The following is a 26,818-nucleotide window of genomic DNA, read 5'->3' as shown; positions in this document are numbered from 1 at the left end:
AGTATAAACGGTGTCACTCTTATGAGTGACACCGTTTTAATTTAAATATTTTTGGAGAAATTATGAATAGACAATACAGTAAATTCCTGATACCCGGCATTATAGTGGTTGGCATGGTCTTGCGTTTACCATTTACTTCGATACCGCCGATTATTAGTGATATTGCTAAATCACAACATGTGTCGGTGGAACAATTGGGTATTTTGACAACAGTGCCATTGATTGCCTTTGCAGTATTTTCGTCAATTGTACCGAAAATAGCAGAAAAATTGGGATTAGAACGTGCTTTTGCATTGATGTTGCTGTTGATGACTATTGGATCATTAATGCGTATTGTTAATACACCTTTCTTGTATTTTGGTACGTTGTTGATTGGTATTGGCATTGCGCATATGAATGTTTTATTACCAAGTGTTGTACGAACTTATTTTCCGAGTAGAATTGGACCAGTAACATCAATATTTGTTTTTAGTATGGGTTTGGCAACTGCAGTCGGATCAAGTTTGGCGGCACCTATTACGCATGCCACGAATTGGCATGTTTTCGTGATTATTTTGACATTACTGTTAGGCTTAGCATTACTCGTTTGGTTGCCAAATGTTGTTTTTTCAAATAAAAATAAGGCTAAACGTGCGACATTAAAAAGTAGTACGTTACCATTAACAAGTACGCGCGTTTGGCAGAATAAGTATGCTTGGATGTTGTTGTTTTTTAGTGGTATGCAATCAGCTATGTTCTATGTGATAATGGCTTGGGGACCAACCATGGCCATACAAAGCGGCTTATCAGCTACAGTTGCTGGTCTGTTTGTCGGAATTAATGCCTTAATTGGCTTACCATTTGCTTTGATAGTACCAACAATTATAGCGCATTTCAATAGTAGACAGCGGCAGATATTTGTGGCAAGTTTCTCGACGATTGGTATCATTGGCTATGTCTTATTATTGGTACCACAAGATACTTTTGGTTACTGGCTGACCATTAATTTATTTATCGGTGTTAGCACTGCATCGCTTTTTCCTTATGTGATGGCAACATTTGGTTTAAAAACTAGTACACCAAGTCAAACAGCACAACTCTCTGGTATGGCACAAAGTGGCGGTTATTTAATTGCAGCATGTGGACCTGCTTTATTTGGTTATGGTTTTATTTGGTTTAACAGCTGGAAACCGCAGATTATAGTAATAACCGTGCTGTTTATTATAATGACTATCGTAATTATTTTGGTGGAAAAACAAGATAAAATATTAAAGTGAAAAAGCATGTAACGGATGAAGTTGCATGCTTTTCTTGTTACAATGTACTTATTGACTAAAAGTGAGGATTGGGCATTGACTAATACATCAACACCAATTATTGAGTTTAAAAACATTAGTTTATCATATGATGATAATGAAGTTTTGAAGAATATTGATTTGGAACTTGAAGCAGGTAAATTTTATACGTTATTAGGACCTTCAGGTTCAGGAAAAACGACTATCTTAAATTTGATTTCCGGTCAGTTAACTGCAACACACGGCAATATATTGTTTGAAGGCAATGTTATTAATGATGTGCCTGTTGAAAAACGTAATATGAATACGGTTTTTCAAGATTACGGATTGTTTCCAAATATGAATGTTTATGACAATGTGGCTTTCGGACCAAGTATTAAAGGTATGAATAAAGCCACGATTAAGACAAAAGTCACAGAAATGCTTGATTTAGTGAAATTAAGTCAGTTTGCTGATCGAGAAATTAATGAATTGTCCGGTGGTCAGCGTCAACGTGTAGCAATCGCACGTGCTTTAGCAAATGATCCAGAGATATTATTGTTAGATGAGCCATTATCGGCATTAGATTATAAGTTACGTAAGGATATGCAGTCTGAATTACGCGAAATTCAACAGCGTTTGGGGATTACTTTTGTTTTCGTAACACATGATCAAGAAGAAGCCTTGGCTATGTCGGATTGGATTTTCGTCATGAACGATGGTGTCATACAACAAAATGGTTCACCGGAAGATATTTATGACGAGCCGATTAACCATTTTGTTGCTGATTTTATTGGCGAATCAAATATCTTAGATGGTATTATGAAAGCCGATTATTTGGTGCATTTCGTAGGTAAAGATTTTGAAAATGTTGATGCTGGTATGCGACCAAACGAACGTGTTGAGGTTGTTCTACGTCCAGAAGATTTGGATTTGACGACAGTAGATCAGGCTAAGTTAATTGTAACAATTGAAGACCAGTCATTTCGAGGGGATTATTATGAAATCACCGCTATTGATGATGATGGTAATGAATGGCAAGTACAAGCTACTAATAAAGCAACCGTGGGCTCGCGGCTAGGCTTAACGTTTGATCCCGAAGATATTCATATTATGCGATTTAATGAATCTGAGGATGACTTTGATGCACGCTTGGAGAGTTATGATGATGATGCCGCGGAGTAAGAAACAACGTCAATTATTCTATCTAGTGCCATATGGTGCGTGGCTGCTGTTATTCGTAATTGTACCGCTGTGCCTACTTGTTGTTCAATCTTTAATGACTCAAAACGGGCATTTTACGCTGAATAACTATGCTATATATTTTTCCAGTGGTACGTATTTACGGATGACATTTAACTCAGTTTGGTTTGCTTTTTTAATTACAATTATCACCTTAATTATCAGTTATCCTACGGCTTATTTTTTGAATCAATTAAAGCAAAAACAATTCTGGTTACTTTTAATTATTTTACCTACTTGGATTAATTTGTTATTAAAGACGTATGCATTTATTGGTTTATTATCGAAAACAGGATCAGTAAATACTTTCTTGAATTTGTGGGGAATCGCGCCTAAACAGTTATTGTTTTCTGATTGGAGTTTTCTCTTAGTTGCGGCCTATATTGAAATCCCCTTTATGATTTTACCTATTTTTAATTCATTAGCTGAAATCAACCCACGATTAGAGCAAGCTAGTCGTGATTTAGGTGCAAATAAATGGCAGACGTTACGGTATGTAACTGTGCCGCTATCTATGACAGGTGTCAAAGCTGGGATTCAAGCAGTCTTTATCCCGAGTTTGTCATTATTTATGATCACACGTTTAATCGGTGGTAACCGTGTCATTACCTTGGGTACAGCCATTGAAGAACACTTTTTGGTCACGCAAAATTGGCACTTAGGTTCAACGATTGGTGTTATTTTGATTATTGCGATGGTCATTACGATGAGTATTACTCGTGATCGCGTCCGTAAGCATTCACGAAAGCGAGGCTGAGATAATGTATAAAAAAATTAAATGGTCTTACTTATATTTGTTATTCGTCTTTATATTGTTATATTTACCTATTTTCTTTCTGGTTGTCTATTCTTTCAACGCAGGGGATGTCATGCAAGGATGGGATGGCTTTTCACTTAAGCATTATAATGAATTATTTGCTGATACCCGCATATTAGAAATTATTGTTAACACCTTTTTGATTGCTTTGTTGTCATCACTTTTGGCAACGGTTATTGGCACAGCTGGTGCATTGTATATATATAATCAAACAAACGCGCTGACGAAAAATATTTTTCTGTCATTAAATAATATCTTATTGGTATCGCCGGATGTTATTATTGGTGCTTCTTTCTTAATTTTATTTACGGTAGTAGGATTTTCGCTTGGTTTTGTTTCAGTATTATTGGCACATATTGCCTTTAGTATTCCTATTGTAGTATTGATGGTCTTGCCACGACTGCAAGAAATGAACCAGTCATTAGTAATCGCTGCAAAAGATTTAGGTGCTGGTAATTGGCAAATGCTTTCGCGCGTTATTTTACCGGTCATCTCACCAGGCATATTAGCAGGATTTTTTATGGCTTTGACTTACTCATTAGATGACTTCGCTGTGACATTTTTCGTGACAGGTAATGGTTTCTCAACGTTATCAGTAGAAATTTACTCTCGTGCACGACAAGGTGTGAGCCTGGAAATTAACGCCTTGTCTGCGATGATGTTTTTGGTATCGTTAGCATTGGTGTTCATATATTATGTCATCTCGACACGTTTTGCAAAAAGTAAGAAACGTGGAACACGCCTCGTCTTACCTGCATCGGAGGGCTTATAATCATGAAGAAAATACTTGTTAGTGTTTTATCATTGTTTGTGTTGCTTATGATGTTGTTTGGCTTAAAAAATTATTTTTCTACACAAACAGGTTCTGGTGTATCATCAGGGAAGGTGTTGAATCTTTATAATTGGGGAGATTACATTGATCCAGCGTTACTTAAAAAGTTTACGCGCGAAACAGGTTATAAGGTAAGTTACGAAACATTTGATTCTAATGAAGCGATGTATACCAAAATCAAACAGGGTGGCACTTCTTATGACCTAACCATTCCTTCCGAATATATGCTAGAAAAAATGAAGAAAGAAAATTTGTTACTACCTCTAGACCACAGTCGATTAACTGGTTTAAAAAATTATGATGATCGCTTTCTCAATCAAATTTTTGATCGAGGTAACAAATATTCTTTACCATATTTCTGGGGAACATTGGGTATTCTGTATAATGATAAATTTGTCAATGCTAAAGATATTAAACATTGGGATGATTTGTGGTCGACAAAATTTAGAAATAAAATTATGCTGATTGATTCTGCCAGAGATGTTTTGGGATTTACTTTGATGACACAAAATAAATCTGTCAATACACGTTCAGCTGCTGACTTGGCTGCGGCACAGGGAAAACTAACGACATTAATGCCTAATGTTAAAGCTATTGTGGCCGATGAAATTAAAATGTACATGGCTCAAGAAGAGGCGGCAATTGCCATCACATATTCGGGTGAAGCTGCTGAAGCCATGTCGAATAATAGTCATTTGCATTATCTTGTGCCTAGCGAGGGCTCTAACTTATGGTTTGATAATATTGTCATGCCAAGAACAGCTAAACACAAGGATGCGGCCTATGCCTTTTTGAATTTTATGAACGATCCAAAAAATGCAGCGCAAAATGCTGAATACATTGGTTATGCGACACCTAATAAAAAAGCTTTCCAAATGTTACCAAAAGCAATTCGTACAGATCAACAATTTTATCCAAACGCTAAGGTTGTTGAGCGCCTGCAAGTGTATGATGATTTGGGACGAAAATGGACTGAGAAGTATAATGATGCTTTCTTAGAATTTAAGATGACACAACGCTAATAAATAAAATAGACAACGCTAACGTTGTTTTTTATTTGATACAACTTTTAAAATTGATTAGAAATATGGGCATAAGCGGTGATCATAAAAAGTCGAATTAAATCGTGCTAAAAGCCTTGCATTGTGATTGCTTTTTTGGTATTATATTTAAGTACGCTTTTGAGAAGGTCATTACATAAACCGCTCAAAATACTGGTGTATCAATATTTAGCGATGATGGTTAAGGTTGCGACACGCGCGGCCGCGTTGCCGAGGGCGCGCAAAACACAAGCAGTGTTGTCGGTTTTTAATCGGAGTTAGCTGATTTACAAAATCAACGAGGAGGCACGAAATAATGGCACAAAAGAAGATCCGTATCCGTTTGAAGGCATACGAACACCGTATCTTAGATCAATCAGCAGAAAAAATTGTTGAAACAGCTAAGCGTACGGGCGCAGGAATTGCTGGCCCTATCCCATTGCCAACTGAACGTACATTGTATACAGTTCTACGTTCACCACATAAGCACAAGGATAGCCGTGAACAATTTGAAATGCGCACGCACAAGCGTTTGATCGATATTGTGAACCCTACTGACAAGACAGTTGACGCATTGCGTAAACTTGAATTGCCATCAGGTGTTGCAATTGAAATCAAGTTATAATCTTAACGGATACATTTCAGACCTCACTGAGGCAAAATTAAGAAAATAATTAAGGAGATTAGTCATGACTAAAGGTATCTTAGGCCGTAAAGTCGGTATGACTCAGGTTTTCACTGAAACTGGTGAATTGATCGCCGTAACTGTTGTTGAAGCTACACCTAACACTGTTTTGCAAGTTAAAAATGCAGAAACAGATGGGTATAATGCATTACAACTTGGTTACCAAGATAAGCGCGCAGTTTTGTCAAACAAACCTGAACAAGGTCACGCTTCTAAAGCAAACACGACCCCTAAGCGCTACGTTCGTGAAATCCGCAATGCGGAAGGCGAATTTAACGCAGGGGATGAGATCAAGGTTGATACATTCGCAGCTGGTGATTACGTCGACGTAACCGGAATCACGAAGGGACATGGCTTCCAAGGTAACATCAAGAAAGATGGTCAGTCTCGTGGACCTATGGCTCACGGTTCTCGTTACCACCGTCGCCCAGGTTCAATGGGTGCTGTTATCAACCGTGTATTTAAGGGTAAGCTATTACCTGGACGCATGGGTAACAACAAGCGCACAATGCAAAATGTTGCTATCGTTCATGTTGACGTTGAAAATAACTTGTTGTTGTTGAAGGGTAACGTCCCTGGTGCAAACAAGTCACTTTTGACAGTTAAGTCAACTGTTAAAGTTAATGCAAAGCATCCTGAAGTTAAGATGGCTGGTGCCTCTGCATCTGCTGTTGCAACTGAAGAAGCTTAATATAATTTATATAGAAAGGAGAACAATCAATCATGACTAAAGTTGCTGTATTAAAGCAAGATGGTAGTCAAGCCACTGAAATCGAATTAAACGATACAGTTTTTGCTATCGAACCTAATAACGCCGTTATTACAGACGCCGTTTTGATGCAACGTGCATCAATGCGTCAAGGTACACATTCTGTTAAAAATCGTTCAGCGGTTTCTGGTGGTGGACGTAAGCCTTGGAAACAAAAGGGTACTGGTCGTGCACGTGCCGGTTCAATTCGCGAACCGCAATTCCGTGGCGGTGGTATTGTCTTCGGACCTACACCTCGCTCATATGCATACCGCATTAACCGTAAAGCATACCAATTGGCTTTGAAGTCAGTTTTGTCACAAAAGGTTTCTGATGGAAAGTTAGTTGTTGTCGATGCTTTGTCATTTGAGGCACCTAAGACACAAGACTTTAAAAAAGTTTTGACAAACTTGTCAGCTAGCACAAAAACATTAGTAGTTGTTGATGAAGATAACGAAAATGCAATCTTGTCAGCACGTAATTTGGCTAATGTTCAAGTTATGACAACAAAGGGTATTAACGTACTTGATGTTGTTAATGCAGATAAGCTGGTGATTGTTCAATCATCAATCGAAGAAATCCAAGGAGGTCTTGCCTAATGGATGCACGCGATATTATCCGTCGCCCTATCATCACTGAAGCATCAATGGCGCAAACTGAACGTAAGCGCTATGTCTTCGAAGTTGATGTCCGCGCTACAAAGCCTCAAATCAAGAAGGCTATTGAAGAAATTTTTGACGTTCAAGTTTCTGGCTTGAACACAGCAAATGTCCGTGGTAAGAAAAAGCGTCAGGGCCGTTATGTTGGTTACACACGTAAGTTGAAAAAGGCAACGGTAACGTTGTCAAAAAATTCAAAAGATATTCAAATTTTTAACGAAGGTTAATTCTAAATAGGAGGATAAGACATTGGCTATCAAGAAGTATAAGCCAACCTCTAACGGACGTCGTAATATGACGACTTCAGATTTTTCTGAAGTTACAAAATCAACGCCCGAAAAGAGTTTGTTGGCAAAAAAGTCAAAGACTGGAGCTCGTAATAATTCTGGTCGTATGACAGTGCGTCACCATGCTGGTGGGCACAAGCAAGCCTACCGTGTGGTAGATTTCAAGCGTATTAAAGATAACAAGACAGCTACTGTTAAAGCTATCGAATATGATCCAAATCGTACTGCCAATATTGCTTTGGTTGTGTATGAAGATGGTATTAAGTCATATATCTTGGCGCCAAAAGGACTTAAGGTTAACGATAAAGTACAATCTGGTCCTGATGCCGACATTAAGATCGGCAATGCCTTGCCATTAGGTATCATTCCTGAAGGTACTTTGATTCATAATATTGAATTAAAGCCTGGTAAAGGTGGTCAATTGGCTCGCTCAGCTGGAACGTCAGCACAAATCTTAGGTAAAGATGGAAAATATGTCATTGTACGTCTTACATCAGGTGAAGTTCGTTTGGTCCTAGCGACTAACCGTGCAACAATTGGTGAAGTCGGTAATGCTGAACATTCATTGATTAACTGGGGTAAAGCTGGACGTAACCGTTGGCGTGGAAAGCGTCCACATGTTCGTGGATCAGTAATGAACCCTAACGATCATCCGCATGGTGGTGGTGAAGGTAAAGCACCAGTTGGTCGTCCAAGTCCTATGTCACCATGGGGTAAGAAGACCGCTGGTAAGAAGACTCGCGATAATAAGAAGGCGTCAACAAAGCTTATCGTTCGCGGTCGTAAGAGTAAGTAAGGGAAAGGAGATAACTAATGGCTCGTAGTTTAAAAAAGGGACCATTTGCGGACCCACACTTGCTTAAGAAGATTGAGGCGCAAGTTGATTCTGAAAAGAAATCTGTAATCAAGACTTGGTCACGTCGTTCAACAATCTTCCCAAGCTTTATCGGTTTCACAATTGCCGTTTATGATGGTCGCAAGCATGTCCCAGTTTATGTCCAAGAAGACATGGTTGGGCACAAGTTGGGCGAATTTGTTCCAACTCGTACATTCAAAGGTCACAAGGCTGATGATAAAAAGACTGGTAAAAAATAAAGGAGGAAATTGAAAAATGGCTGAACAAGTTACTTCAGCTCGTGCGACAGCCAAGATCGTTCGCGTTGCCCCTCGTAAGGCACGCTTGGTTCTTGACACAATTCGTCGTAAGAGCGTTAACGAAGCATACGCAATTTTGAAGTTCCTACCTAACACTTCTACTGAAGATATTTACAAGGTTTTGAACTCAGCAGTTGCTAATGCTGAAAATAACTTCTCATTAGACCGAGAAGATCTTATTGTGAAGGAAGCCTTTGCTAACGAAGGACCTACGCTTAAGCGTTTCCGTCCTCGTGCCAAGGGTTCTGCTTCACCTATCAATAAGCGTACAAGCCACATTACAATTGTGGTTGCTGAGAAGGAGGCAAAGTAATGGGTCAAAAGATTAACCCTACTGGATTCCGTGTTGGCGTTATTCGCGACTGGGATGCAAAGTGGTTTGCTGACAAGGCTGATTATGCTAACCAACTTCACGAAGACTTGCGTATTCGTAAGTATATCGAAAAGAATTTAGCGGACGCCGCAGTTGATCGCATCGAAATTGAACGTAGCACAAAATCTCGTGTTGACGTTTCTGTTCACACAGCTAAGCCGGGCATGGTTATTGGTAAAGGTGGTTCCGAGGTTGAAAAGCTTCGTACACAACTTGCCAAATTGACTGATGTTGATGAAAAGGGACGTTCAAAACGTGTCTTTATCAATATTGTTGAAATCAAGAAACCTGATTTGTCTGCTCATTTAGTTGGACAACAAATTGCTGGTGATTTGGAACGCCGTGTTGCTTTCCGTCGCGCAATGCGTGGTGCTATTCAACGCACAACACGTTCAGGTGCTAAGGGTATCAAAGTAATGGTTTCTGGTCGTTTGAACGGCGCAGATATTGCTCGTATTGAACAATATACTGAAGGAACCGTGCCTTTGCATACTTTACGCGCAGATATTGATTATTCATGGGACGAAGCAATGACTGCTTACGGTAACTTGGGTATCAAAACTTGGATTTATCGTGGTGACATTTTACCACAAAAAAAGAACAGTAAGTAAGGAGGGAAGCAAACATGTTAGTACCAAAGCGTGTTAAATTCCGTCGTGTACACCGTGGTCACATGCGTGGCGAAGCAAAAGGTGGCAAGACGGTATCATTCGGTGAATATGGCTTGCAAGCAACAACTTCAAGTTGGATTACTAACCGTCAAATTGAAGCTGCCCGTACTGCAATGACACGTTATATGAAACGTGGTGGTAAGGTTTGGATTAAAATCTTCCCTCACAAATCATATACATCTAAAGGTGTCGGTGTTCGAATGGGTAACGGAAAAGGTGCACCTGAAGGTTGGGTTGAACCAGTTAAACGTGGTAAGGTAATGTTTGAAGTCGCAGGTGTTCCTGAAGCAACTGCGCGTGAAGCATTACGTTTAGCACAACACAAGTTGCCTGTACGTACAAAGATTATTGCTCGGGAGGCTGAATAATGGCTAAAGCAAGTGAGTTAAAAGAATTGTCACTTGCGGATTTGCAAAAGCACGAAGCCGAATTCAAGGAAGAATTATTCAACCTACGTTTTCAATTGGCTACTGGTCAACTTGAAAACACGGCACGTATTGCACAAGTTCGTAAGGACATTGCACGAGTTAAGACAATTATCCGTGCACAAGAATTGGCAAATGCCAATAAATAAGACGAAAGGAAGAAGCTGAAAAATGAGTGAAGAACGTAATGCTCGTAAGGTTTACCAAGGCCGTGTTGTATCAGATAAGATGGACAAAACAATTACTGTTGCTGTTGATACTTATGTGACTCATCCTGTTTATGGTAAGCGTGTTAAGTACACAAAGAAGTTTAAAGCCCATGATGAAAACAATAGCGCTAAGGATAACGATATTGTTCAAATCATGGAAACACGTCCTTTGTCTGCAACTAAGCACTTCCGTTTGGTTAAGATCGTTGAAGAGGCAGTTATTCTCTAATTCGTTCGATACTAAATCGTCGTAATTAATTGCTAACTAAGGAGGAAGAACCATGATTCAACAAGAGAGTCGTTTAAAAGTGGCTGACAACTCTGGCGCACGTGAAATCTTGACGATTAAAGTGCTCGGTGGTTCAGGCCGTAAGTTTGCTGGTGTAGGGGACGTTATTGTTGCTACAGTTAAGCAAGCTATCCCTGGTGGTAACGTAAAGAAGGGTGACGTCGTTAAGGCTGTTATCGTTCGTACTGTTTCTGACGTTCGTCGTACAGATGGTTCATACATCAACTTTGATGAAAATGCCGCTGTTATCGTTAAGGACGACAAGTCACCAGTTGGTACACGTATTTTTGGCCCTGTTGCACGTGAATTGCGTGACAGCAACTATATGCGTATCGTTTCATTGGCACCAGAAGTGCTCTAATACTGACAAGGAGGAGCCAAATCATGTTTGTAAAAACAGGTGATAAGGTTCGCGTCATTGCCGGCAAAGATAAGGGAAAAGAAGGCACAATCACTAAGACTGTTGCTGGAACAGAACGTGTCATTGTCGAAAACGTGAACATCGTTAAAAAGCATCAAAAGCCTTCTAACGAATACCCACAGGGTGGTGTTATCGATATCGAAGCACCAATCCACGTATCAAACGTGCAACTGCTTGACCCTTCAACAAATGAACCAACTAAAGTTGCGTTCAAAATTGAAGATGGCAAGAAAGTTCGCGTATCTAAAAAGTCTGGTAACGTACTAGGCTAATATTGAAAGGTGAAATCATTTTCATGGCTAACGCATTAAAAGAAAAATATGTTAATGAAGTTCAACCTGCTTTGATCGAAAAGTTTAACTTTAAATCATCAATGCAAGCACCAAAAATTGAGAAGATTGTTCTTAATATGGGTGTTGGTGATGCAGTTTCAAACTCAAAGAACTTGGATGAAGCGGTTGAAGAATTGAAGTTGATTGCTGGTCAACAGCCAGTAATTACAAAGGCAAAGAAGTCAATCGCTGGTTTCCGATTGCGTGAAGGTATGGCAATTGGAACTAAGGTTACATTACGTGGCGAACGTATGTATGAATTCTTAGACAAGTTGATCAATGTTTCATTGCCTCGTGTTCGTGATTTCCGTGGTGTATCATCAAAGGCCTTTGATGGTCGTGGTAATTACACTTTAGGTATTCGTGAACAATTGATTTTCCCAGAAATCGATTTCGACAAAGTAAACCGCGTACGTGGCTTGGACATTGTTGTTGTAACAACTGCCCAAAGCGATGAAGAAGGTCGCGAATTATTGGCACTTTTGGGTCTACCATTTGCCAAGTAATTAGTCGTTAAAAAACGCTTGTTACTCTTAATTAAAAAAGAGTGACGCGTTTTTAACTGTTATTGACGAAAATAGTCTATAATAGTTAAGAGCGTGTCATTTAACTATGTCTCGTTCAAAAATAAAAGGAGGATATCGATAGATGTCTATGACTGATCCAATTGCTGATTTATTGACACGTATTCGTAATGCCAATTTGGCACATCACGAAATCGTTGAAATTCCAGCATCAAAAATTAAAAAGAGCATTGCTGAAATTCTGAAATCAGAAGGTTTCATCCGCGATGTGGAATACATTGAAGATAACAAGCAAGGTGTTATCCGTGTATTTCTTAAGTACGGTGAAGACCGTAACCGCGTGATTACAGGAATTAAGCGTGTTTCAAAGCCAGGTTTACGTAAGTATACTAAGGCTGACGCACTACCAAAGGTTTTGAATGGTTTGGGAATTGCTATTATCTCAACTTCTGCAGGTGTTATCACTGATAAAGAAGCACGTTCAAAGCAAGTTGGTGGCGAAGTTCTCGCTTACGTTTGGTAATATATCTAAGAAAGGAGACTTACCATGAGCCGTATTGGAAATAAAGTAATTACATTACCAGCAGGTGTTGAAGTATCACATGAAGATAACACTGTCACTGTTAAAGGCCCTAAGGGAACATTATCACGTGAAATAGCATCACAAATTTCGATGTCTATCGAAGGCACTGAGGTTGCATTTTCACGTGCTAGTGACGACAGTAAGACAAGAGCTTTGCATGGTACAACGCGTGCAAACGTTGCTAACATGGTTGAAGGTGTATCTGAAGGATTCACTAAGACATTGAAGCTTGTTGGTGTTGGATACCGTGCTGCAAAGTCAGGATCAAAGTTGACTTTGTCAGTTGGGTACTCACACCCAGTTGTCTTTGAAGATCGCGAAGAGTTGACAGTTGAAGTGCCAGATGCATTGACTATCAAAATTTCAGGTATTTCAAAGCAAAAAGTTGGAGATTTAGCAGCTGAAATTCGTGCTGTTCGTTCACCAGAACCTTATAAAGGTAAAGGTATTCGTTACGAAGGTGAAGTTGTTCGTCGTAAGGAAGGTAAGACTGGAAAGTAAAAACCTATTTAGGTTCTTATTTAGACAGTGTTATTAACTTGTAAAACTAATAAATATATTAAAATGGTGAAAGCCATCAGAAAAGGAAAGCACAGCTATGATTTCAAAACCAGATAAAAATAAGCTCCGCGTAAAGCGCCACAAGCGTGTTCGTGGAAAGATTTCTGGTACTGCTGCTCGCCCACGTTTGAACGTATTTCGTTCTAATGCAAACATCTACGCGCAATTAATTGATGACGTAGAGGGTGTAACGCTAGCAAGTGCCTCAAGCCATGATACAGAAGTATCAGGTACAAAAACGCAACAAGCTACTAAAGTTGGTGAATTGATCGCTACACGTGGAAAAGCTGCAGGACTCGAAGATGTTATCTTTGATCGTGGTGGCTACTTGTACCACGGTCGTGTTCAAGCATTAGCAGAATCAGCCCGTGAAAACGGTTTGAAGTTCTAAGGAAAGGAGGAATATAAAATGGTTGAATTCGTTAACCCTAAGTCACTTGGTGAATTAGAAGAAAACGTTGTTTCTATTAACCGTGTCACAAAGGTTGTCAAAGGTGGTCGTCGTTTGCGTTTCGCAGCGTTGGTTGTCGTTGGTGATAAGCAAGGACATGTTGGTTTTGGTACTGGTAAGGCACAAGAAGTGCCTGAAGCTATTCGTAAAGCTGTTGAAGATGCTAAGCGTAAATTGATTACTGTTCCTACAGTTGTTACAACTATTCCTCATGACGTTCTTGGCGTATGGGGCGGCGGTAAAATTTTGATTAAGCCAGCCGAAGAAGGTTCTGGTGTTGCTGCTGGTGGTGCCGCTCGTTCTGTTATGGAACTAGCAGGTATTGCTGACGTGACTGCGAAGTCACTTGGCTCAGCTACACCTGTTAACGTTATCCGCGCAACTTTTGATGCTTTGACTAGTTTGAAAGATGCTGAAAAAGTAGCAGCTTTGCGTGGTGTTTCATTGGAACACTTAGCTGAATAAGGAGCGATAAAATGGCTGATTTAAAAATCACTTTGATTAAGAGTGCGGCTCATCGCTTACCAAAGCAGCGCGCAATTGTTAAGTCTCTTGGACTTGGACGCGTGTCTAGCTCAGTGGTGAAGCCTAATAACGAAGCTACTCGTGGTGCAATTTTTCATATTGCCCATCTTGTAAACGTTGAAGAAGTAAAGTAATAACTATATAAATAAGGAGGTACCGAAAGATGAATTTAAACGAATTACAAACTGCTGAAGGTTCACGCAAGTTGCGTAACCGTGTAGGTCGCGGTACGTCATCAGGAAACGGTAAAACGTCTGGACGTGGTCAAAAGGGTCAAAAGGCTCGTGGCAAAGTACGTTTGGGCTTTGAAGGTGGTCAAATGCCTTTGTACCGTCGTATTCCAAAACGTGGATTTACAAATATTTCACGTAAGGAATTCGCTGTTGTCAACTTGGACAAGTTGAATACATTTGCAGATGGCACAGAAGTAACACCAGCACTTTTGATTGAAAATGGTATTGTTAAGAATCAAAAGTCAGGAATTAAAATCTTGGCCGTTGGTCAACTTGATAAGAAGTTAAATATCAAGGCACATAAGTTCTCAGGCGCTGCAAAATCTGCTATTGAACAAGCTGGTGGATCAACTGAGGTAATTTAATGCTAAGCACGTTATTTAATGCAGTACGTGAAAAAGATATTCGTAAAAAGCTTGGATGGACTTTTTTAATTTTGTTTATTTACAGAATTGGAACACATATTACTGTGCCAGGTGTTGATCCAGCAGCTATGACGAATATGGCTAACTCCGGATTGATGAACATTCTGAATATCTTTTCGGGTGGCGGTCTGATGAATTACTCATTGTTTGCAATGGGTGTTTCACCGTACGTGACGGCACAAATTGTTGTGCAACTTTTGCAATTAGATATCGTGCCTCGCTTTGTTGAATGGAGTAAGCAGGGTGAAGTTGGTCGGCGAAAGTTGAACAACGCCACGCGTTGGCTAACACTTGTGCTTGCTTTTGTACAGTCTGTGGGTATTACAGCTGGATTTAATTCCTTGTCTGCCTACGGATTAGTCAGTGAAACAAATAATGTCATGTCATTTGCCGTGATCGGTTCGGTCATGACAATTGGAACATTTTTTGCAATGTGGCTGGGAGAAATGATTACTGAAAAAGGTCTAGGAAACGGTGTTTCTATGATTATTTTTGCTGGAATCATCGCTCAAGCACCTGAAGGTTTGTATGAAATTTTCAAAGAAAATATTTTACAAGCAGGTGCAAGTGATTTAACAAATGGTATTGTTTTCATGGTTGTTTTGATTGCCGCAATGATATTAGTTGTAGCAATTACTACTTGGTTTTATGAAGCTACACGTCGGTTGCAAATGCAATATACGCGTTCTGCAACTTCATATGGTAGTGAAGCATATTTACCACTAAAGGTTAATGTGTCAGGTGTTATCCCAGTAATTTTTGCTTCATCATTTATTAGTACGCCACAAACAATTATGTTAGCATTTCAAGATAAATATGCATCGGCTCAATGGTATCAAGTCATGCAACAAATATTTAGTATGACAACACTACCTGGTGCAATTCTCTATACTATATTAATCATCGTCTTTACGTATTTCTACGCTTTTGTGCAAGTTAACCCTGAGAAATTAGCGGAAAATCTGCAAAAGCAAGGCGCCTATATCGTTGGTGTTAGACCTGGTGATGAGACGAAATCTTTTGTTTCAAAATTACTATTGAATTTAAGCTTTGTTGGTTCAATATTCTTAGGTTTTGTAGCATTAGTACCACTAATCGCATCAGATATTTGGGGCTTAAATGAAAAAATTGGTTTAGGTGGCACTAGTTTGTTAATTGCAATTGGTGTTGCGTTGGACTTAATTCGTCAGATTGATGGTTTGATGCAAAAGAGAAATTATATTGGGTTTATAACCAAGGATCAGTTAGTAAATCGGGAGGCAACTAATGGCTAAAAATTTGATTTTATTAGGTTTGCCTGGTGCTGGTAAAGGCACACAAGCAGACTTCATCGTGAAAGATTATCCAAACGTACATATCTCTACCGGAGATATTTTCCGTGCAAACTTATCTAATGATACAGAACTAGGTAAGAAGGCACGTGAATATATGGATGCTGGAAACTTAGTTCCTGATGAAATTACAAACGCGATGGTTGCTGATCGTCTAAGTCAAGCAGACGTTGAAGAGAATGGTTTCATGTTAGATGGTTACCCACGTAATGAGGCACAAGCCGAGTTTTTGGATAACTATTTAGATAAAAAAAGCAATTCAGTTTCAGCTACGCTTTACTTTGAAGTTACTGATTCGTTATTGCGCGAACGTCTTTTGGGGCGAGGTCGTGCAGATGATACACCCGAAGTTATTGATAACCGTTTGGAAGTCAATAAAGCAGCTAACTTGCCATTAGTAGACTATTACAAAAAAGCAGGCGTGTTGCACACGATAGATGGCGGACGTGAACTGGCTGAAGTGTATCGTGATGTGAAAGGCGTTTTGGATAACTTATAAAAGTTTCTAAAATCACATTGAGAAGTATCAATATATTTGATATAATTTGATAGGCTAGGCGCTTATCGACAATGTTGAACATTATTAGCACAGGAGGTTAAGTGCATGGCCAATGATGTCATCGAAATTGAAGGTAAAGTGAAAGAAACTTTACCAAATGCGATGTTCCAAGTAGAACTCGAGAATGGTGCGGTTATTTTGGCACATGTTTCAGGTAAGATTCGTAAGAACTTTATCCGAATATTGCCAGGGGATCGTGTCACAGTAGAAATGTCACCATACGACTTAACAAAGGGTCGTATTACTTATCGTTTCCGTTAAGAAGTGATTTGGAATAATCAGTTAACCGAATAGGAGGAATGGATTATGAAAGTACGCCCATCAGTTAAAAAGATGTGTGATGCTTGCCGCGTTATCAAGCGTAATGGTCGCACGATGATTATATGCTCAGCTAACCCTAAGCATAAGCAACGCGCTGGAAAGTAATAATTTCTAAAGCAAGTATGGATTTAAATTAAGATTGTAAATAGACATAATTGTCGTTTTCAAAATATAAATAGGAGGTACATTGTTATGGCTCGTATTGCAGGTATTGATTTGCCACGTGACAAGCGTATTGTCATCGGCTTAACATACATCTACGGAATCGGTAATACTACTGCACAAAATATTTTAGCTGAAGCTGGTGTGTCTGAAGAGGTTCGTGTTCGTGATCTCTCAGCAGATCAAGAAGATGCTATCCGTGCAACAGTTGACAAGTTAAACTTGCAACTTGAAGGTGACTTGCGTCGTAAGATATCCTTGGATATTAAATCGTTGCAAGAAATTGCTTCATACCGTGGCATTCGTCATCGTAAGGGCTTGCCCGTTCGTGGACAAAACACGAAGAACAACGCCCGTACACGTAAAGGCCCAGCTAAGGCAATTACTGGTAAGAGAAAGTAATCTTTCTCTTGTTGTATCCTAATCGGTACGGCACATGATTATCGCAACCATAGTTGCGTAATGTTGGTTAATTTAATTAACCCGAGAAATTATACGAAAAGTATTGAATAGGAGGCCAATTTTATGGCAGGTCGTACAACGCGTAAGCGTCGTGTGAAGAAGAATATCGAAGCTGGTGTAGCTCATATTCACGCAACATTTAACAACACTATCGTCATGATTACTGATGTACAAGGTAACGCTGTTGCTTGGTCATCGGCTGGTGCACTTGGCTTCAAGGGAAGCCGTAAGTCAACACCATTCGCTGCTCAAATGGCAGCAGAAGCAGCAGCAAAAGGTGCCATGGAAATGAACATGCGCACTGTTGCGGTTACTGTTAAAGGACCAGGTTCTGGTCGTGAATCAGCTATCCGTGCTTTGGCCGCAGCTGGCTTGGAAGTAACATCAATTAAAGATGTTACACCAGTTCCCCACAACGGATCACGCCCACCAAAGCGTCGTCGTGTTTAATTGATTTTCATTGCTCTTGCTGTGAAAGAAGGGGTAAGAATTACAGATGATTGAATTTGAAAAGCCAAATATTCATAACATCGAAGAGGATGCCCGCTATGGCAAATTTGTTGTAGAGCCTCTTGAGCGTGGTTACGGTACAACGCTAGGTAACTCATTGCGTCGTATTTTGTTATCATCGCTTCCAGGCGCAGCCGTTAATACGGTGCAAATTGATGGCGTTGTCCACGAATTTTCAACAGTGGATGGCGTTGTCGAAGATGTCACACAAATAATTTTGAATTTGAAAAAAGTTGTGTTGGCGATTGATTCAGATGAGGAACGTGTTCTTGAAATTGATGTTCAAGGACCATCAGAAGTTACTGCAGCTGATTTACAAGCAGGTGCGGATGTAGAAGTTTTGAATCCTGATTTGCATATCGCTACTGTGGCAGCAGGAAAGTCTTTGCATATGACAGTTACGGCAGTTAAAGGTCGTGGCTATTCATCAGCAGACGAAAACAAGCAATTGCGTGAGGAAATGCCTATTGGCGTTTTGGCAGTTGATTCAATTTACACACCCATCGAACGTGTAAACTACCATGTAGAAAATACACGTGTTGGTTCACGTGATGATTATGATAAGCTGACTTTTGATATTTGGACTAATGGTTCAATTAAACCTAGCGATGCTTTGAGCCTTGGTTCTAAAATCTTGGCAGAACATTTGAACTTATTTATGGATATTTCTCCAGTTGCAGCTGAAGCCAATGTTATGGTTGAAGCAGAACCTGTTGCAGTAAGTGCATCAGATTCTGCACCAATTGAAGATTTAGACTTATCTGTTCGTTCATATAATTGTCTCAAACGGGCCGGTATCAACACTATTGTAGAGTTGACGGATCGCACCGAAGCTGACATGATGAAGGTGCGTAATCTCGGTCGGAAATCACTTGATGAAATCCAAGAAAAGCTCACAGAAATGAACTTAGGATTCCGCAAGGAAGATTAACACATGTCTTTAAACTACTAAAAAGGAGGATTCACCAATGCCATATCGTAAGTTGGGTCGTACATCTTCACAACGTAAAGCTTTATTGCGTGATTTGACTACTGATCTTTTGATCAATGGTCGTGTTACAACAACTGAAGCGCGCGCTAAAGAAGTTCGTAAGACTACAGATAAGATGATTACATTAGGTAAGCGTGGTGACTTGGCTGCTCGCCGTCAAGCTGCCGGTTTTGTCCGCAATGAAGTTGCTGACGTTATTGAAGACGGCGACAACGTGAAAGTTCAATCAGCTTTGCAAAAGTTGTTTGATGACGTTGCACCTCGTTTTGCCGAACGTAATGGTGGTTATACACGAATTCTCAAGACTGTCCAACGTCGTGGCGACGCCGCTCAATTGGTCATCTTGGAACTTGTTGATTAATTATTACATCTAAATATGATAATTCAAAAACCCTTTGGAAATATACCAAAGGGTTTTTATTTGTCGCGATTTAACAATAACTGACTAACGTGTTGAAGCTGGTCTTGTAATTTTGGATTAGGTAGTTGCTTAATCAAAGTATCTAATGATTGACTGTAGTCAGATAATAATAATGATAATTTTGACATAGCTTGACTATTATTAATGAGATCGTGTAATATAATCATCTCTTCATTGGTGATGTCATCACGTTTAGTTAGAAGTGCTTTAACTTCAGTGTTAATTTCTTCATCTTCTAAAGCAAATAATACGGGAGCGGTATAAATGCCATTACGAATATCTTGTCCAATGGGTTTTCCTAATGATAAATGTTCTGTGATAGATTCAAAATCAAGATAGTCATCTAATAGTTGAAAAGTTACTCCCATATTTTCACCAAGTTGGCTGACAATGCTTAGCATGTCGTCAGTGTAAGTATTCTCACTAATTGCACCAAAGCTGACACTCAGTCTAAAAAGTGCGGCCGTCTTACCCTGGATTTGTGATAAGTAGGAAGTGAAATTGGTATTGACGTCATAACGATTTTGCTTCTGAACCAGTTCACCAAAGAGAATCTCTTTTAAGGCAGCTAATGATAACTGGTTAGCTTTTGTATTATCAGCATTATTTAGCAATGAAAACATACCGGTGAGCAAGTAATCTCCAGCATATACAGCGGTGTCCTTACCAAACTGGCTTTGGATGCTTTCATGACCACGACGGAGTTTAGAATCATCAATAATGTCATCATGTATTAAGGTTGCCAAGTGGAGAAGTTCAACGCTGGCTCCAAGTGATACTGCGCGAGCATTGTATGGTTGGTTTGTTAGTTCTGAAAACAACAATGTCAGGGCGGGACGGACAAGTTTACCAGCATTTAATTGTAAGCGAATAGCATCGTCAATCTCAGTAAATCCGAGATGCCAGCTAGAAGACATTTCAACTAAAACAGCTTGTAAGGGTTCTTTTAATTCAGGAAATGTTTTCCAAATATTAGGTAAGGTAGGGGTTGACATGTTAATTTTCTCTGTTTCCTTTGCGTATAATTATTCATGTATACGTATTTATGTACAAAGTGCGAGAATTAACGTTTTCGCACTTTATTATTATATTATAACTTATTTATCTAGTTCATCGTAGACCGACTTTGCTTTACCGTACCAGAAACCACCAAATGTTCTTTGTAGTAGTGGGACAAGATAGAAATCTAAGCCAAAACCACGACCAGAGCCGTTCATAAGAGCTACACTTGATAGAATCAAGAACCAATGTGTCATATCAAAGCCATGTGTTGCCCAAGCAACAATGGTTAGCATAATTGAAACTGCTGCCAATGGCCAGGTTAGCAAACCAAGCAACAGACCGGCGCCAGTAATAATTTCAATAAAACTTGCTAGCCCATGTTGCCAGAACAAGTCATTAAGACCGCCGAGGTTACCTAGGGCAGCCAAAATCCAAAATAGGCCTAAGAATATACGTAGTGGTGTTGTCCATAGTACATTGCCTAGTCGAGAGACTGCACCCCAGAATGGATTACGACCATTATCTGTTCGGAAGAATTCATCCATCATATAATTGAAAATGGAATACATTGAACGGATTTGTGAGTAGAAGAAAAGATTGATACCATGTTTAGCTAAACTTGCAAAAAATCCAGAGAAGTTCATACCCATCAAACTAGCTACAGTGTAGTGTGAGCCAATTGATACGGCAAAACCATGGTATTTTACAGCTTCAGCAAAAGTTTTATGTTTACCGAAACCTAGGTCAGCTAAGATGTTGTATGATGCAGCGCGGGCAGAACTTTCAGCACCTTCTACAGTCTGTGGTACGGGGCCTGTTTTTTCATCAACATATGACAGTGTATCACCAGCAACGTAAATATCTTCAGATGGTGTATCATCTTCTAAAGTTGCACGCATATAATCATCAGCTTCAATACGACCACCACGGCCGTATTTGAAGCCCCAGTCAGAAATGAATGATTTAGCCTTTACACCAGCAGTCCAGATCAATGATTTAGTGGGTAATGTTGAACCATCTTTAAAAATAACACCATCTTCAGTTACCCCAGTAACCCTAGAATTCAAGCGAATGTCGACGCCATTATTTTCCATATATTTGAAAGCTTTATCGGCTAACTTACGGTCTTTTAACATGTTCAGAATTTGTGGACCGGCTTCAAGTAAAATAAGTTTAATTTCACTTTCGTCAAGCTTATAAGTTTGTGCCATAACTTTACGTTGTTCAATAAATTCGCCCATCAATTCTGCACCAGTAAACCCTGATCCAACGACAGCAATTGTTAACAACTGCTCACGTTTTTCGGGGTTTAATTCAGCAGCACCTTGACCAATGATATTTTCAATATGGTTACGGATCTCCAAAGATTCTTCCATTGACCATAATTCAAAACCATGTTCTTTTACGCCTGGGGTACCAAAATCATTAGATTGTCCACCAACAGATAAGAGTAACTTTTCATAGTCAATGTCGCCGTGGGTTGTTTTAACAATTTTTGCATCACGGTCAATACCGTTCACTTCGGCTGTTAGTAGTTTAACATTCCGGTCGTGGTAGAAGAGATGTTCCAAGTCTTCTTGTACGTGTTTTGGTTTCACACGTTGAGATGCAACCTCATGTAGCTCTGTCATATATGTAAAATAAGAATGTTTATCAATTAAGATAATATTGTATTCTTTGTGTGATTTTAATTTTTTTGACAAACTCTTTGCTGCAAAGACGCCACCGAAGCCGGCGCCAACAATGACAATATTTTTTTCTGCCATGACTATCTTCTTCCTTTTGTGAATCATTTAATATTATTGTGAAATATCTATTCAATTATAGCCCAATTATCTGTAATTTAAAAGGGTTTATGATAAAAGTTGTTTGTGAAATAATCAGAATAGGGCGTTAACTAAATATGAGCTAAATTACCGAACCTATGATAAAATAAGGAATAATGATTGAAGCAATTAAGATAAACAATTTAAAATATAGCTATCAAGGTAGCCAACAATTATTTGATGATTTCAATTTAACCATTCAAGTTGGACAATGGGTTGCGTTAGTTGGTCACAATGGTTCAGGGAAATCGACATTGGCGAAACTAATTTTAGGGCTCATTGTTGCCAATTCAGGGGATATTGATGTTTTTGGTGAAAGATTGAGTGTGGCAACAGTTAATCATGTGAGAGCACAAATTGGCATGGTTTTCCAGAACCCAGATAATCAATTTGTTGGTGCTACAGTAGCTGATGATGTGGCTTTTGGTTTGGAAAATATGCAAAAACCAAGTAGCGAGATGCCAAAACTAATTGATGAAGCCTTAGAAATTGTTGGTATGCAGGCGTTTAAGAATCGTGAACCACATATGTTGTCTGGTGGCCAAAAACAACGTGTAGCTCTAGCTAGCGTGCTGGCTTTGAATCCTAAAATAATCATATTAGATGAAGCAACTGCCATGTTAGATCCAGAAGGAAGAGACATGGTCATGCAGACGTTACAAAAATTGAAAGCGCGATTTGGTTCGGAGCTCACGCTAATTACGATTACGCATGACATGGATGAAGCGAGTTTAGCAGATCGTGTCGTTGTGATTAACGATGGTAAATTAATCCTTGACGGTGAGCCAGCTACCGTTTTTAGCGAACGAGACATTATGCACAGTAATGGGTTAGAGTTACCTTTTGCCGGTGAGTTGTTGGCAAAGTTAGATAAACGACCTAATAGCTATTTAGATGAAAGAGAATTAGTACAATGGCTATCACATTTGAAAAAGTAAATTTTAGTTATGGCGCTGGCACTAGCTTAGCGACTAGTATTTTACATGATATTACAATTGAAATGCCGACTGGACAAATTACTGCCATTGTTGGACAAACTGGATCGGGAAAGTCAACTTTAATTCAACATATTAACGGCTTGCTTAAGCCGACCAGTGGTCGTGTGATTGTCGATGGATTTGAATTATCTCATAATACGAAAGAAAAGCAATTGATAAGCCTGCGACAAAAAGTAGGCATGGTGTTTCAATTTCCAGAAAATCAATTATTTGCTAATACTGTCTTAGAAGATGTGATGTATGCACCAATGAATTTTGGTGTGAGTAAACAAGACGCCCAATTAGCGGCACAACAGGCTTTAACACGAGTAAATGTTAACGAAGCTTTGTGGGCGAAATCTCCTTTTGAATTATCAGGTGGTCAAATGCGTCGCGTCGCATTAGCTGGTACGCTAGCAAGTAATCCAAGTATTGTAGTAATGGACGAGCCAGCTGCTGGGTTGGATCCTAAAGGGCAAAATGATTTGTTAGATTTAGTACGAGAATTAAAAGAAATGGGCAAAACCGTTGTTTTTATTTCGCATCAAATGGATCATGTTGTGGCAGTTGCAGATCATGTGGTTGTCATGCATGAAGGCGAAATTGCTGCGCAGGAGTCACCAAAGTTGCTTTTTAATCGTGAATTATCTTGGTTTAATACGATGAAGCTTAGTTTGCCAAAAGCAGGTCAGTTTGCTGAAAAGTTACGCATGCAAGGTATGCTATTACCATACCGGCCTTTAACATTAGTCGAGTTATCTCAGCTTATTAATAAGGAGGTACAGTCATGAATAATATTATGATTGGCCGTTTTATTCCTGGAGATTCTTGGGTGCATCGATTGGATCCCAGAACTAAAATGATAGCAACATTTATTTATATTTTGGTGATGTTGTGGTCAAATAGCTGGCAGACATATGCTTGGTCAGCAGCATTTTTAATTTTGCTCATCAAACTAACACAGCAACCTTTCAGCCTTTACTGGAGTGGATTAAAACCAATATTTTGGTTAATCTTGTTTACAGTATTTTTACAGATTTTATTTACACCAGGTGAACCAGTATTATTTAAAGCTGGGCCTATCATTGTCACTTTGCCTGGTATTATTAACGCTGGTTATGTGATTGTTCGTTTTGTGTTAATTATCCTAATGTCCACAATTTTAACCTTAACAACACCACCAACAAGCATTGCTAATGCGCTAGAATCACTGTTGGGACCATTAAAAAAATTACGGGTGCCAGTGGCTGAGTTAGCATTGATGTTGTCGATTGCGCTACGTTTTGTTCCTTTATTAATGGATGAGACTCAAAAAATTATGAATGCACAGAAATCTCGTGGTATGAGTTTTTCAAATGGTGGACCGATCAAACGAGCTAAAGCTATTATCCCATTATTAATTCCTTTGTTTGTGGGGGCATTGCAACGTGCATTAGATTTAGCTAATGCGATGGAGGTACGTGGTTTTAAAGACGCGACACAGCGAACAAAATACCGTATTTTGCATTATCAGCAAGTTGATAGAATAGCTTTTTTGGGTTTAGGAAGTTTCGTAGCTATTTTTTTTGTGATTAAGTTCATATTTCATATTTAAAATGATTGATATTAATTAATAAGGGGAACGGATGGCCTTTGGCTATTTGATATTTAAAGACTATGCCAAGATATAAAGCGACCGTATCCTATGATGGATCAGATTTTTTTGGTTTTCAAGTACAAACAAAACATGGTGTTGAGTGTCAGCGTACTGTTCAGGGTGAATTGAATAAAGCAGTTAATCAAATGGCCAAGAATCCAATTGAACCGATTAAAGTGGTTGGTGCATCACGAACTGATACTGGTGTGCATGCTTTCGGACAAGTCGTGCATTTTGATTTGCCTTTTAATATTCATGAAATTGGTGTTCGTAAAGGTCTAAATACTTTATTACCACGAGATATATTGATTCAACATGTTGAAAAAGTATCTGATAATTTTCATGCGCGTTTTAATACACATGCAAAGCGTTATATTTATCGGGTATCCACACAAGATTATACTGATCCTTTCAAACGCAAATATACGGGTCACTTTCAGTGGCAATTAGATACAAAACGTATACAATTAGCATTACCTGATTTGATCGGTGAACACGATTTTGCCAGTTTTGCTGCGTCTGGGAATCAAACAGCAACAACAATTCGCACAATTACACGTGCTGATGTTGAAATTAAAGAAAGTGATCAAGAATTAGTGTTTACTTTTGAAGGTAATGCATTTTTATATAATCAGATTCGCATTATGGTTGGGGTCTTATTAGAAATTGGTAATGGTCGTCGTGATATTCATGATATTGTCCGTTTAATTGCTGTGAAAGATCGTGAACAAGCGAGATTTACCGCACCGGCTAGTGGCTTATATTTAGATGAAATATATTATGATTAAAAACAGGATTTACTCTAATAATAAAGGGTGTTAATACTAGTGAGATAATCAATTAAATTTGCTTAAACCCATTGACAATATACGTTTTTTTAGTTAAGATAGTAGACGGTATTGTTTACCTCACGATAAGCCCCGGAAACTTATTGTAAATGTATGGCAAGGAACGGCTATACTTGTAAACAACTAATCAAAGGAGCGCAAACATGCGTACAACATTTTTAGCAAAACCAGGTGAAATCGAAAAGAAGTGGTATATTATTGATGCCAAGGACGTCGTTTTGGGACGTTTGTCAACAGTAGTTGCTTCAATTTTGCGTGGTAAGAACAAGCCAACGTTTACACCAAACGTTGACATGGGTGATCATGTGATCATCATTAATGCAAGCGAAGTTAAATTGACAGGTAAGAAAGCTACTGATAAGATTTATTACCATCACTCAAACCACCCAGGTGGATTGAAGGCTCGCACAGCTGGAAACTATCGTGAATTCAACCCTGAAAAGTTGGTTGAATTATCAATTCATGGTATGTTACCAAAGAACACTTTGGGTCGTAAGCAAGGATTGAACTTGCATGTATACGCAGGTGCAGAACATGCAAATGCTGCACAAAAGCCCGAAGCACTTGACATCAACAAGTTGGTTTAAGAAAGGAGAATCTAAATTATGACTACAGCAGTACAATATGCCGGCACAGGTCGTCGTAAGAACTCAGTTGCTCGTGTGCGTTTGGTTCCAGGTAATGGCCAAATCACAATGAACGGCAAGTCAATCGAAGAATACATTCCTTTCGCTAACTTGCGTGAAGTTGTTTTGCAACCATTCAATGCTACTGATACATTAGGTAACTATGATGTATTAGTAAATGTTATTGGTGGTGGTTATTCTGGTCAAGCTGGTGCAACACGTCACGGTATCGCTCGTGCATTGTTGACAGTAGATCCTGATTTCCGTGCAGTCTTGAAGGCAGCAGGTTTGTTGACTCGTGACTCACGTATGAAGGAACGTAAGAAGCCAGGTTTGAAGAAGGCTCGTAAAGCTTCTCAATTCTCAAAGCGTTAATAATAATTATTCACGTTTTGTGGCAATCACA

41 protein-coding genes are annotated in these 26,818 nt (G+C 39.2%); 39 read left to right on the top strand and 2 right to left on the bottom strand.

Annotated elements, in window-relative coordinates; translation table 11 throughout:
* Positions 1-62: 62 nt before the first annotated feature.
* The 33 genes from FGL89_RS04015 (at position 63) to rplQ (ending at position 19,437) form a co-directional block, all read left to right on the top strand.
* Positions 63-1,256: an MFS transporter gene (locus FGL89_RS04015; protein ID WP_014973683.1), complete on the top strand. Its 1,194-nt coding sequence runs from the start codon at positions 63-65 to the stop codon at positions 1,254-1,256.
* 75 nt (positions 1,257-1,331) lie between these two features.
* Positions 1,332-2,438, top strand: a complete 1,107-nt coding sequence (locus FGL89_RS04010) for an ABC transporter ATP-binding protein (protein WP_317845936.1) — start codon at positions 1,332-1,334, stop codon at positions 2,436-2,438.
* Complete coding sequence (locus FGL89_RS04005; RefSeq protein WP_041773177.1) at positions 2,425-3,252, top strand: ABC transporter permease; 828 nt, start codon at positions 2,425-2,427, stop codon at positions 3,250-3,252. Before FGL89_RS04010 ends, FGL89_RS04005 begins: the two co-directional genes overlap by 14 nt.
* Before the next feature lie 4 nt (positions 3,253-3,256).
* The gene (locus FGL89_RS04000) at positions 3,257-4,084 is read left to right on the top strand and encodes an ABC transporter permease (protein ID WP_014973686.1); all 828 of its coding nucleotides are present in this window, start codon (positions 3,257-3,259) and stop codon (positions 4,082-4,084) included.
* Between the two features lie 2 nt (positions 4,085-4,086).
* Positions 4,087-5,166 (top strand): ABC transporter substrate-binding protein, encoded by a 1,080-nt coding sequence (locus FGL89_RS03995; RefSeq protein ID WP_014973687.1) that lies wholly within the window; start codon positions 4,087-4,089, stop codon positions 5,164-5,166.
* Positions 5,167-5,500: 334 nt separating this feature from the next.
* Positions 5,501-5,809, top strand: a complete 309-nt coding sequence (gene rpsJ, locus FGL89_RS03990) for a 30S ribosomal protein S10 (protein WP_014973688.1) — start codon at positions 5,501-5,503, stop codon at positions 5,807-5,809.
* A gap of 64 nt (positions 5,810-5,873) precedes the next feature.
* A complete protein-coding gene (gene rplC / locus FGL89_RS03985; RefSeq protein WP_014973689.1) occupies positions 5,874-6,560 on the top strand; it encodes a 50S ribosomal protein L3 in 687 nt (228 codons plus the stop codon).
* 32 nt (positions 6,561-6,592) lie between these two features.
* Complete coding sequence (rplD, locus tag FGL89_RS03980) at positions 6,593-7,216, top strand: 50S ribosomal protein L4 (RefSeq protein ID WP_014973690.1); 624 nt, start codon at positions 6,593-6,595, stop codon at positions 7,214-7,216.
* Positions 7,216-7,503 carry a 50S ribosomal protein L23 gene (rplW, locus tag FGL89_RS03975; protein WP_014973691.1) on the top strand — a complete coding sequence of 96 codons (288 nt, stop codon included), beginning with the start codon at positions 7,216-7,218 and terminating at the stop codon, positions 7,501-7,503. Before rplD ends, rplW begins: the two co-directional genes overlap by 1 nt.
* Before the next feature lie 22 nt (positions 7,504-7,525).
* Entirely contained in the window at positions 7,526-8,359 is an 834-nt protein-coding gene (rplB, locus tag FGL89_RS03970) for a 50S ribosomal protein L2 (protein ID WP_014973692.1), read from the top strand.
* 17 nt (positions 8,360-8,376) lie between these two features.
* Positions 8,377-8,658: a 30S ribosomal protein S19 gene (gene rpsS, locus FGL89_RS03965; protein WP_014973693.1), complete on the top strand. Its 282-nt coding sequence runs from the start codon at positions 8,377-8,379 to the stop codon at positions 8,656-8,658.
* A gap of 16 nt (positions 8,659-8,674) precedes the next feature.
* Positions 8,675-9,031, top strand: coding sequence for a 50S ribosomal protein L22 (gene rplV, locus FGL89_RS03960; RefSeq protein ID WP_004911267.1), 357 nt, complete (start codon positions 8,675-8,677; stop codon positions 9,029-9,031).
* Positions 9,031-9,702 (top strand): 30S ribosomal protein S3, encoded by a 672-nt coding sequence (rpsC, locus tag FGL89_RS03955; protein ID WP_014973694.1) that lies wholly within the window; start codon positions 9,031-9,033, stop codon positions 9,700-9,702. Before rplV ends, rpsC begins: the two co-directional genes overlap by 1 nt.
* 14 nt (positions 9,703-9,716) lie before the next feature.
* Complete coding sequence (gene rplP, locus FGL89_RS03950; RefSeq protein ID WP_014973695.1) at positions 9,717-10,130, top strand: 50S ribosomal protein L16; 414 nt, start codon at positions 9,717-9,719, stop codon at positions 10,128-10,130.
* On the top strand, positions 10,130-10,336 hold the full coding sequence (gene rpmC / locus FGL89_RS03945; protein ID WP_014973696.1) for a 50S ribosomal protein L29: 207 nt from the start codon (positions 10,130-10,132) through the stop codon (positions 10,334-10,336). Before rplP ends, rpmC begins: the two co-directional genes overlap by 1 nt.
* A gap of 22 nt (positions 10,337-10,358) precedes the next feature.
* Entirely contained in the window at positions 10,359-10,625 is a 267-nt protein-coding gene (gene rpsQ / locus FGL89_RS03940; RefSeq protein WP_014973697.1) for a 30S ribosomal protein S17, read from the top strand.
* A 52-nt stretch (positions 10,626-10,677) separates the two neighbouring features.
* Entirely contained in the window at positions 10,678-11,046 is a 369-nt protein-coding gene (gene rplN, locus FGL89_RS03935) for a 50S ribosomal protein L14 (protein ID WP_014973698.1), read from the top strand.
* Positions 11,047-11,069: 23 nt separating this feature from the next.
* Entirely contained in the window at positions 11,070-11,378 is a 309-nt protein-coding gene (rplX, locus tag FGL89_RS03930) for a 50S ribosomal protein L24 (RefSeq protein ID WP_014973699.1), read from the top strand.
* 23 nt (positions 11,379-11,401) lie between these two features.
* Positions 11,402-11,944, top strand: coding sequence for a 50S ribosomal protein L5 (gene rplE / locus FGL89_RS03925; RefSeq protein ID WP_014973700.1), 543 nt, complete (start codon positions 11,402-11,404; stop codon positions 11,942-11,944).
* Between the two features lie 142 nt (positions 11,945-12,086).
* On the top strand, positions 12,087-12,485 hold the full coding sequence (rpsH, locus tag FGL89_RS03920; protein WP_014973701.1) for a 30S ribosomal protein S8: 399 nt from the start codon (positions 12,087-12,089) through the stop codon (positions 12,483-12,485).
* Between the two features lie 24 nt (positions 12,486-12,509).
* Positions 12,510-13,046, top strand: a complete 537-nt coding sequence (rplF, locus tag FGL89_RS03915; protein ID WP_014973702.1) for a 50S ribosomal protein L6 — start codon at positions 12,510-12,512, stop codon at positions 13,044-13,046.
* Between the two features lie 97 nt (positions 13,047-13,143).
* Positions 13,144-13,497, top strand: coding sequence for a 50S ribosomal protein L18 (gene rplR, locus FGL89_RS03910; protein ID WP_014973703.1), 354 nt, complete (start codon positions 13,144-13,146; stop codon positions 13,495-13,497).
* Between the two features lie 18 nt (positions 13,498-13,515).
* Positions 13,516-14,022, top strand: a complete 507-nt coding sequence (gene rpsE, locus FGL89_RS03905) for a 30S ribosomal protein S5 (RefSeq protein WP_014973704.1) — start codon at positions 13,516-13,518, stop codon at positions 14,020-14,022.
* A gap of 11 nt (positions 14,023-14,033) precedes the next feature.
* Positions 14,034-14,216, top strand: coding sequence for a 50S ribosomal protein L30 (gene rpmD / locus FGL89_RS03900; RefSeq protein ID WP_014973705.1), 183 nt, complete (start codon positions 14,034-14,036; stop codon positions 14,214-14,216).
* 29 nt (positions 14,217-14,245) lie between these two features.
* Entirely contained in the window at positions 14,246-14,680 is a 435-nt protein-coding gene (gene rplO / locus FGL89_RS03895; RefSeq protein WP_014973706.1) for a 50S ribosomal protein L15, read from the top strand.
* Positions 14,680-16,014 (top strand): preprotein translocase subunit SecY, encoded by a 1,335-nt coding sequence (secY, locus tag FGL89_RS03890; protein ID WP_014973707.1) that lies wholly within the window; start codon positions 14,680-14,682, stop codon positions 16,012-16,014. The genes rplO and secY overlap by 1 nt, the downstream gene beginning before the upstream one ends.
* On the top strand, positions 16,007-16,570 hold the full coding sequence (locus tag FGL89_RS03885) for an adenylate kinase (RefSeq protein WP_014973708.1): 564 nt from the start codon (positions 16,007-16,009) through the stop codon (positions 16,568-16,570). The genes secY and FGL89_RS03885 overlap by 8 nt, the downstream gene beginning before the upstream one ends.
* Before the next feature lie 105 nt (positions 16,571-16,675).
* On the top strand, positions 16,676-16,891 hold the full coding sequence (infA, locus tag FGL89_RS03880; RefSeq protein ID WP_002816015.1) for a translation initiation factor IF-1: 216 nt from the start codon (positions 16,676-16,678) through the stop codon (positions 16,889-16,891).
* A gap of 45 nt (positions 16,892-16,936) precedes the next feature.
* The gene (gene rpmJ, locus FGL89_RS03875; RefSeq protein WP_002816013.1) at positions 16,937-17,056 is read left to right on the top strand and encodes a 50S ribosomal protein L36; all 120 of its coding nucleotides are present in this window, start codon (positions 16,937-16,939) and stop codon (positions 17,054-17,056) included.
* A gap of 87 nt (positions 17,057-17,143) precedes the next feature.
* Positions 17,144-17,515: a 30S ribosomal protein S13 gene (gene rpsM / locus FGL89_RS03870; protein WP_014973709.1), complete on the top strand. Its 372-nt coding sequence runs from the start codon at positions 17,144-17,146 to the stop codon at positions 17,513-17,515.
* A 123-nt stretch (positions 17,516-17,638) separates the two neighbouring features.
* Positions 17,639-18,025, top strand: a complete 387-nt coding sequence (gene rpsK, locus FGL89_RS03865) for a 30S ribosomal protein S11 (protein WP_014973710.1) — start codon at positions 17,639-17,641, stop codon at positions 18,023-18,025.
* A 46-nt stretch (positions 18,026-18,071) separates the two neighbouring features.
* Positions 18,072-19,016, top strand: a complete 945-nt coding sequence (locus FGL89_RS03860) for a DNA-directed RNA polymerase subunit alpha (protein ID WP_135198006.1) — start codon at positions 18,072-18,074, stop codon at positions 19,014-19,016.
* Between the two features lie 37 nt (positions 19,017-19,053).
* Positions 19,054-19,437: a 50S ribosomal protein L17 gene (gene rplQ, locus FGL89_RS03855; protein ID WP_014973712.1), complete on the top strand. Its 384-nt coding sequence runs from the start codon at positions 19,054-19,056 to the stop codon at positions 19,435-19,437.
* 56 nt (positions 19,438-19,493) lie between these two features.
* On the opposite strand, the gene FGL89_RS03850 is transcribed toward rplQ, so the two are convergent.
* Positions 19,494-20,492 carry a polyprenyl synthetase family protein gene (locus tag FGL89_RS03850; protein ID WP_014973713.1) on the bottom strand — a complete coding sequence of 333 codons (999 nt, stop codon included), beginning with the start codon at positions 20,490-20,492 and terminating at the stop codon, positions 19,494-19,496.
* A 102-nt stretch (positions 20,493-20,594) separates the two neighbouring features.
* Positions 20,595-22,265: an NAD(P)/FAD-dependent oxidoreductase gene (locus FGL89_RS03845; RefSeq protein ID WP_014973714.1), complete on the bottom strand. Its 1,671-nt coding sequence runs from the start codon at positions 22,263-22,265 to the stop codon at positions 20,595-20,597.
* Between the two features lie 176 nt (positions 22,266-22,441).
* Here FGL89_RS03845 and FGL89_RS03840 point away from each other — a divergent pair, with 176 nt between their 5' ends.
* The 6 genes from FGL89_RS03840 to rpsI all read left to right on the top strand — a co-directional run bounded on the left by FGL89_RS03840 (position 22,442) and on the right by rpsI (position 26,787).
* Positions 22,442-23,263, top strand: a complete 822-nt coding sequence (locus FGL89_RS03840; protein ID WP_014973715.1) for an energy-coupling factor transporter ATPase — start codon at positions 22,442-22,444, stop codon at positions 23,261-23,263.
* Entirely contained in the window at positions 23,239-24,093 is an 855-nt protein-coding gene (locus FGL89_RS03835; RefSeq protein WP_014973716.1) for an energy-coupling factor transporter ATPase, read from the top strand. Before FGL89_RS03840 ends, FGL89_RS03835 begins: the two co-directional genes overlap by 25 nt.
* Positions 24,090-24,896 (top strand): energy-coupling factor transporter transmembrane component T family protein, encoded by an 807-nt coding sequence (locus FGL89_RS03830; RefSeq protein ID WP_014973717.1) that lies wholly within the window; start codon positions 24,090-24,092, stop codon positions 24,894-24,896. Before FGL89_RS03835 ends, FGL89_RS03830 begins: the two co-directional genes overlap by 4 nt.
* A gap of 62 nt (positions 24,897-24,958) precedes the next feature.
* Positions 24,959-25,726: a tRNA pseudouridine(38-40) synthase TruA gene (gene truA, locus FGL89_RS03825; protein WP_014973718.1), complete on the top strand. Its 768-nt coding sequence runs from the start codon at positions 24,959-24,961 to the stop codon at positions 25,724-25,726.
* A 203-nt stretch (positions 25,727-25,929) separates the two neighbouring features.
* Complete coding sequence (gene rplM / locus FGL89_RS03820; protein WP_014973719.1) at positions 25,930-26,373, top strand: 50S ribosomal protein L13; 444 nt, start codon at positions 25,930-25,932, stop codon at positions 26,371-26,373.
* 18 nt (positions 26,374-26,391) lie between these two features.
* Entirely contained in the window at positions 26,392-26,787 is a 396-nt protein-coding gene (rpsI, locus tag FGL89_RS03815) for a 30S ribosomal protein S9 (protein ID WP_014973720.1), read from the top strand.
* Positions 26,788-26,818: the final 31 nt, after the last annotated feature.

It is taken from the genome of Leuconostoc carnosum, assembly GCF_007954525.1.
GTDB classification, from domain to species: domain Bacteria; phylum Bacillota; class Bacilli; order Lactobacillales; family Lactobacillaceae; genus Leuconostoc; species Leuconostoc carnosum.
Note: the sequence above shows the minus strand (reverse complement) of the source record. Positions and strands in the feature narration are given on the sequence as shown.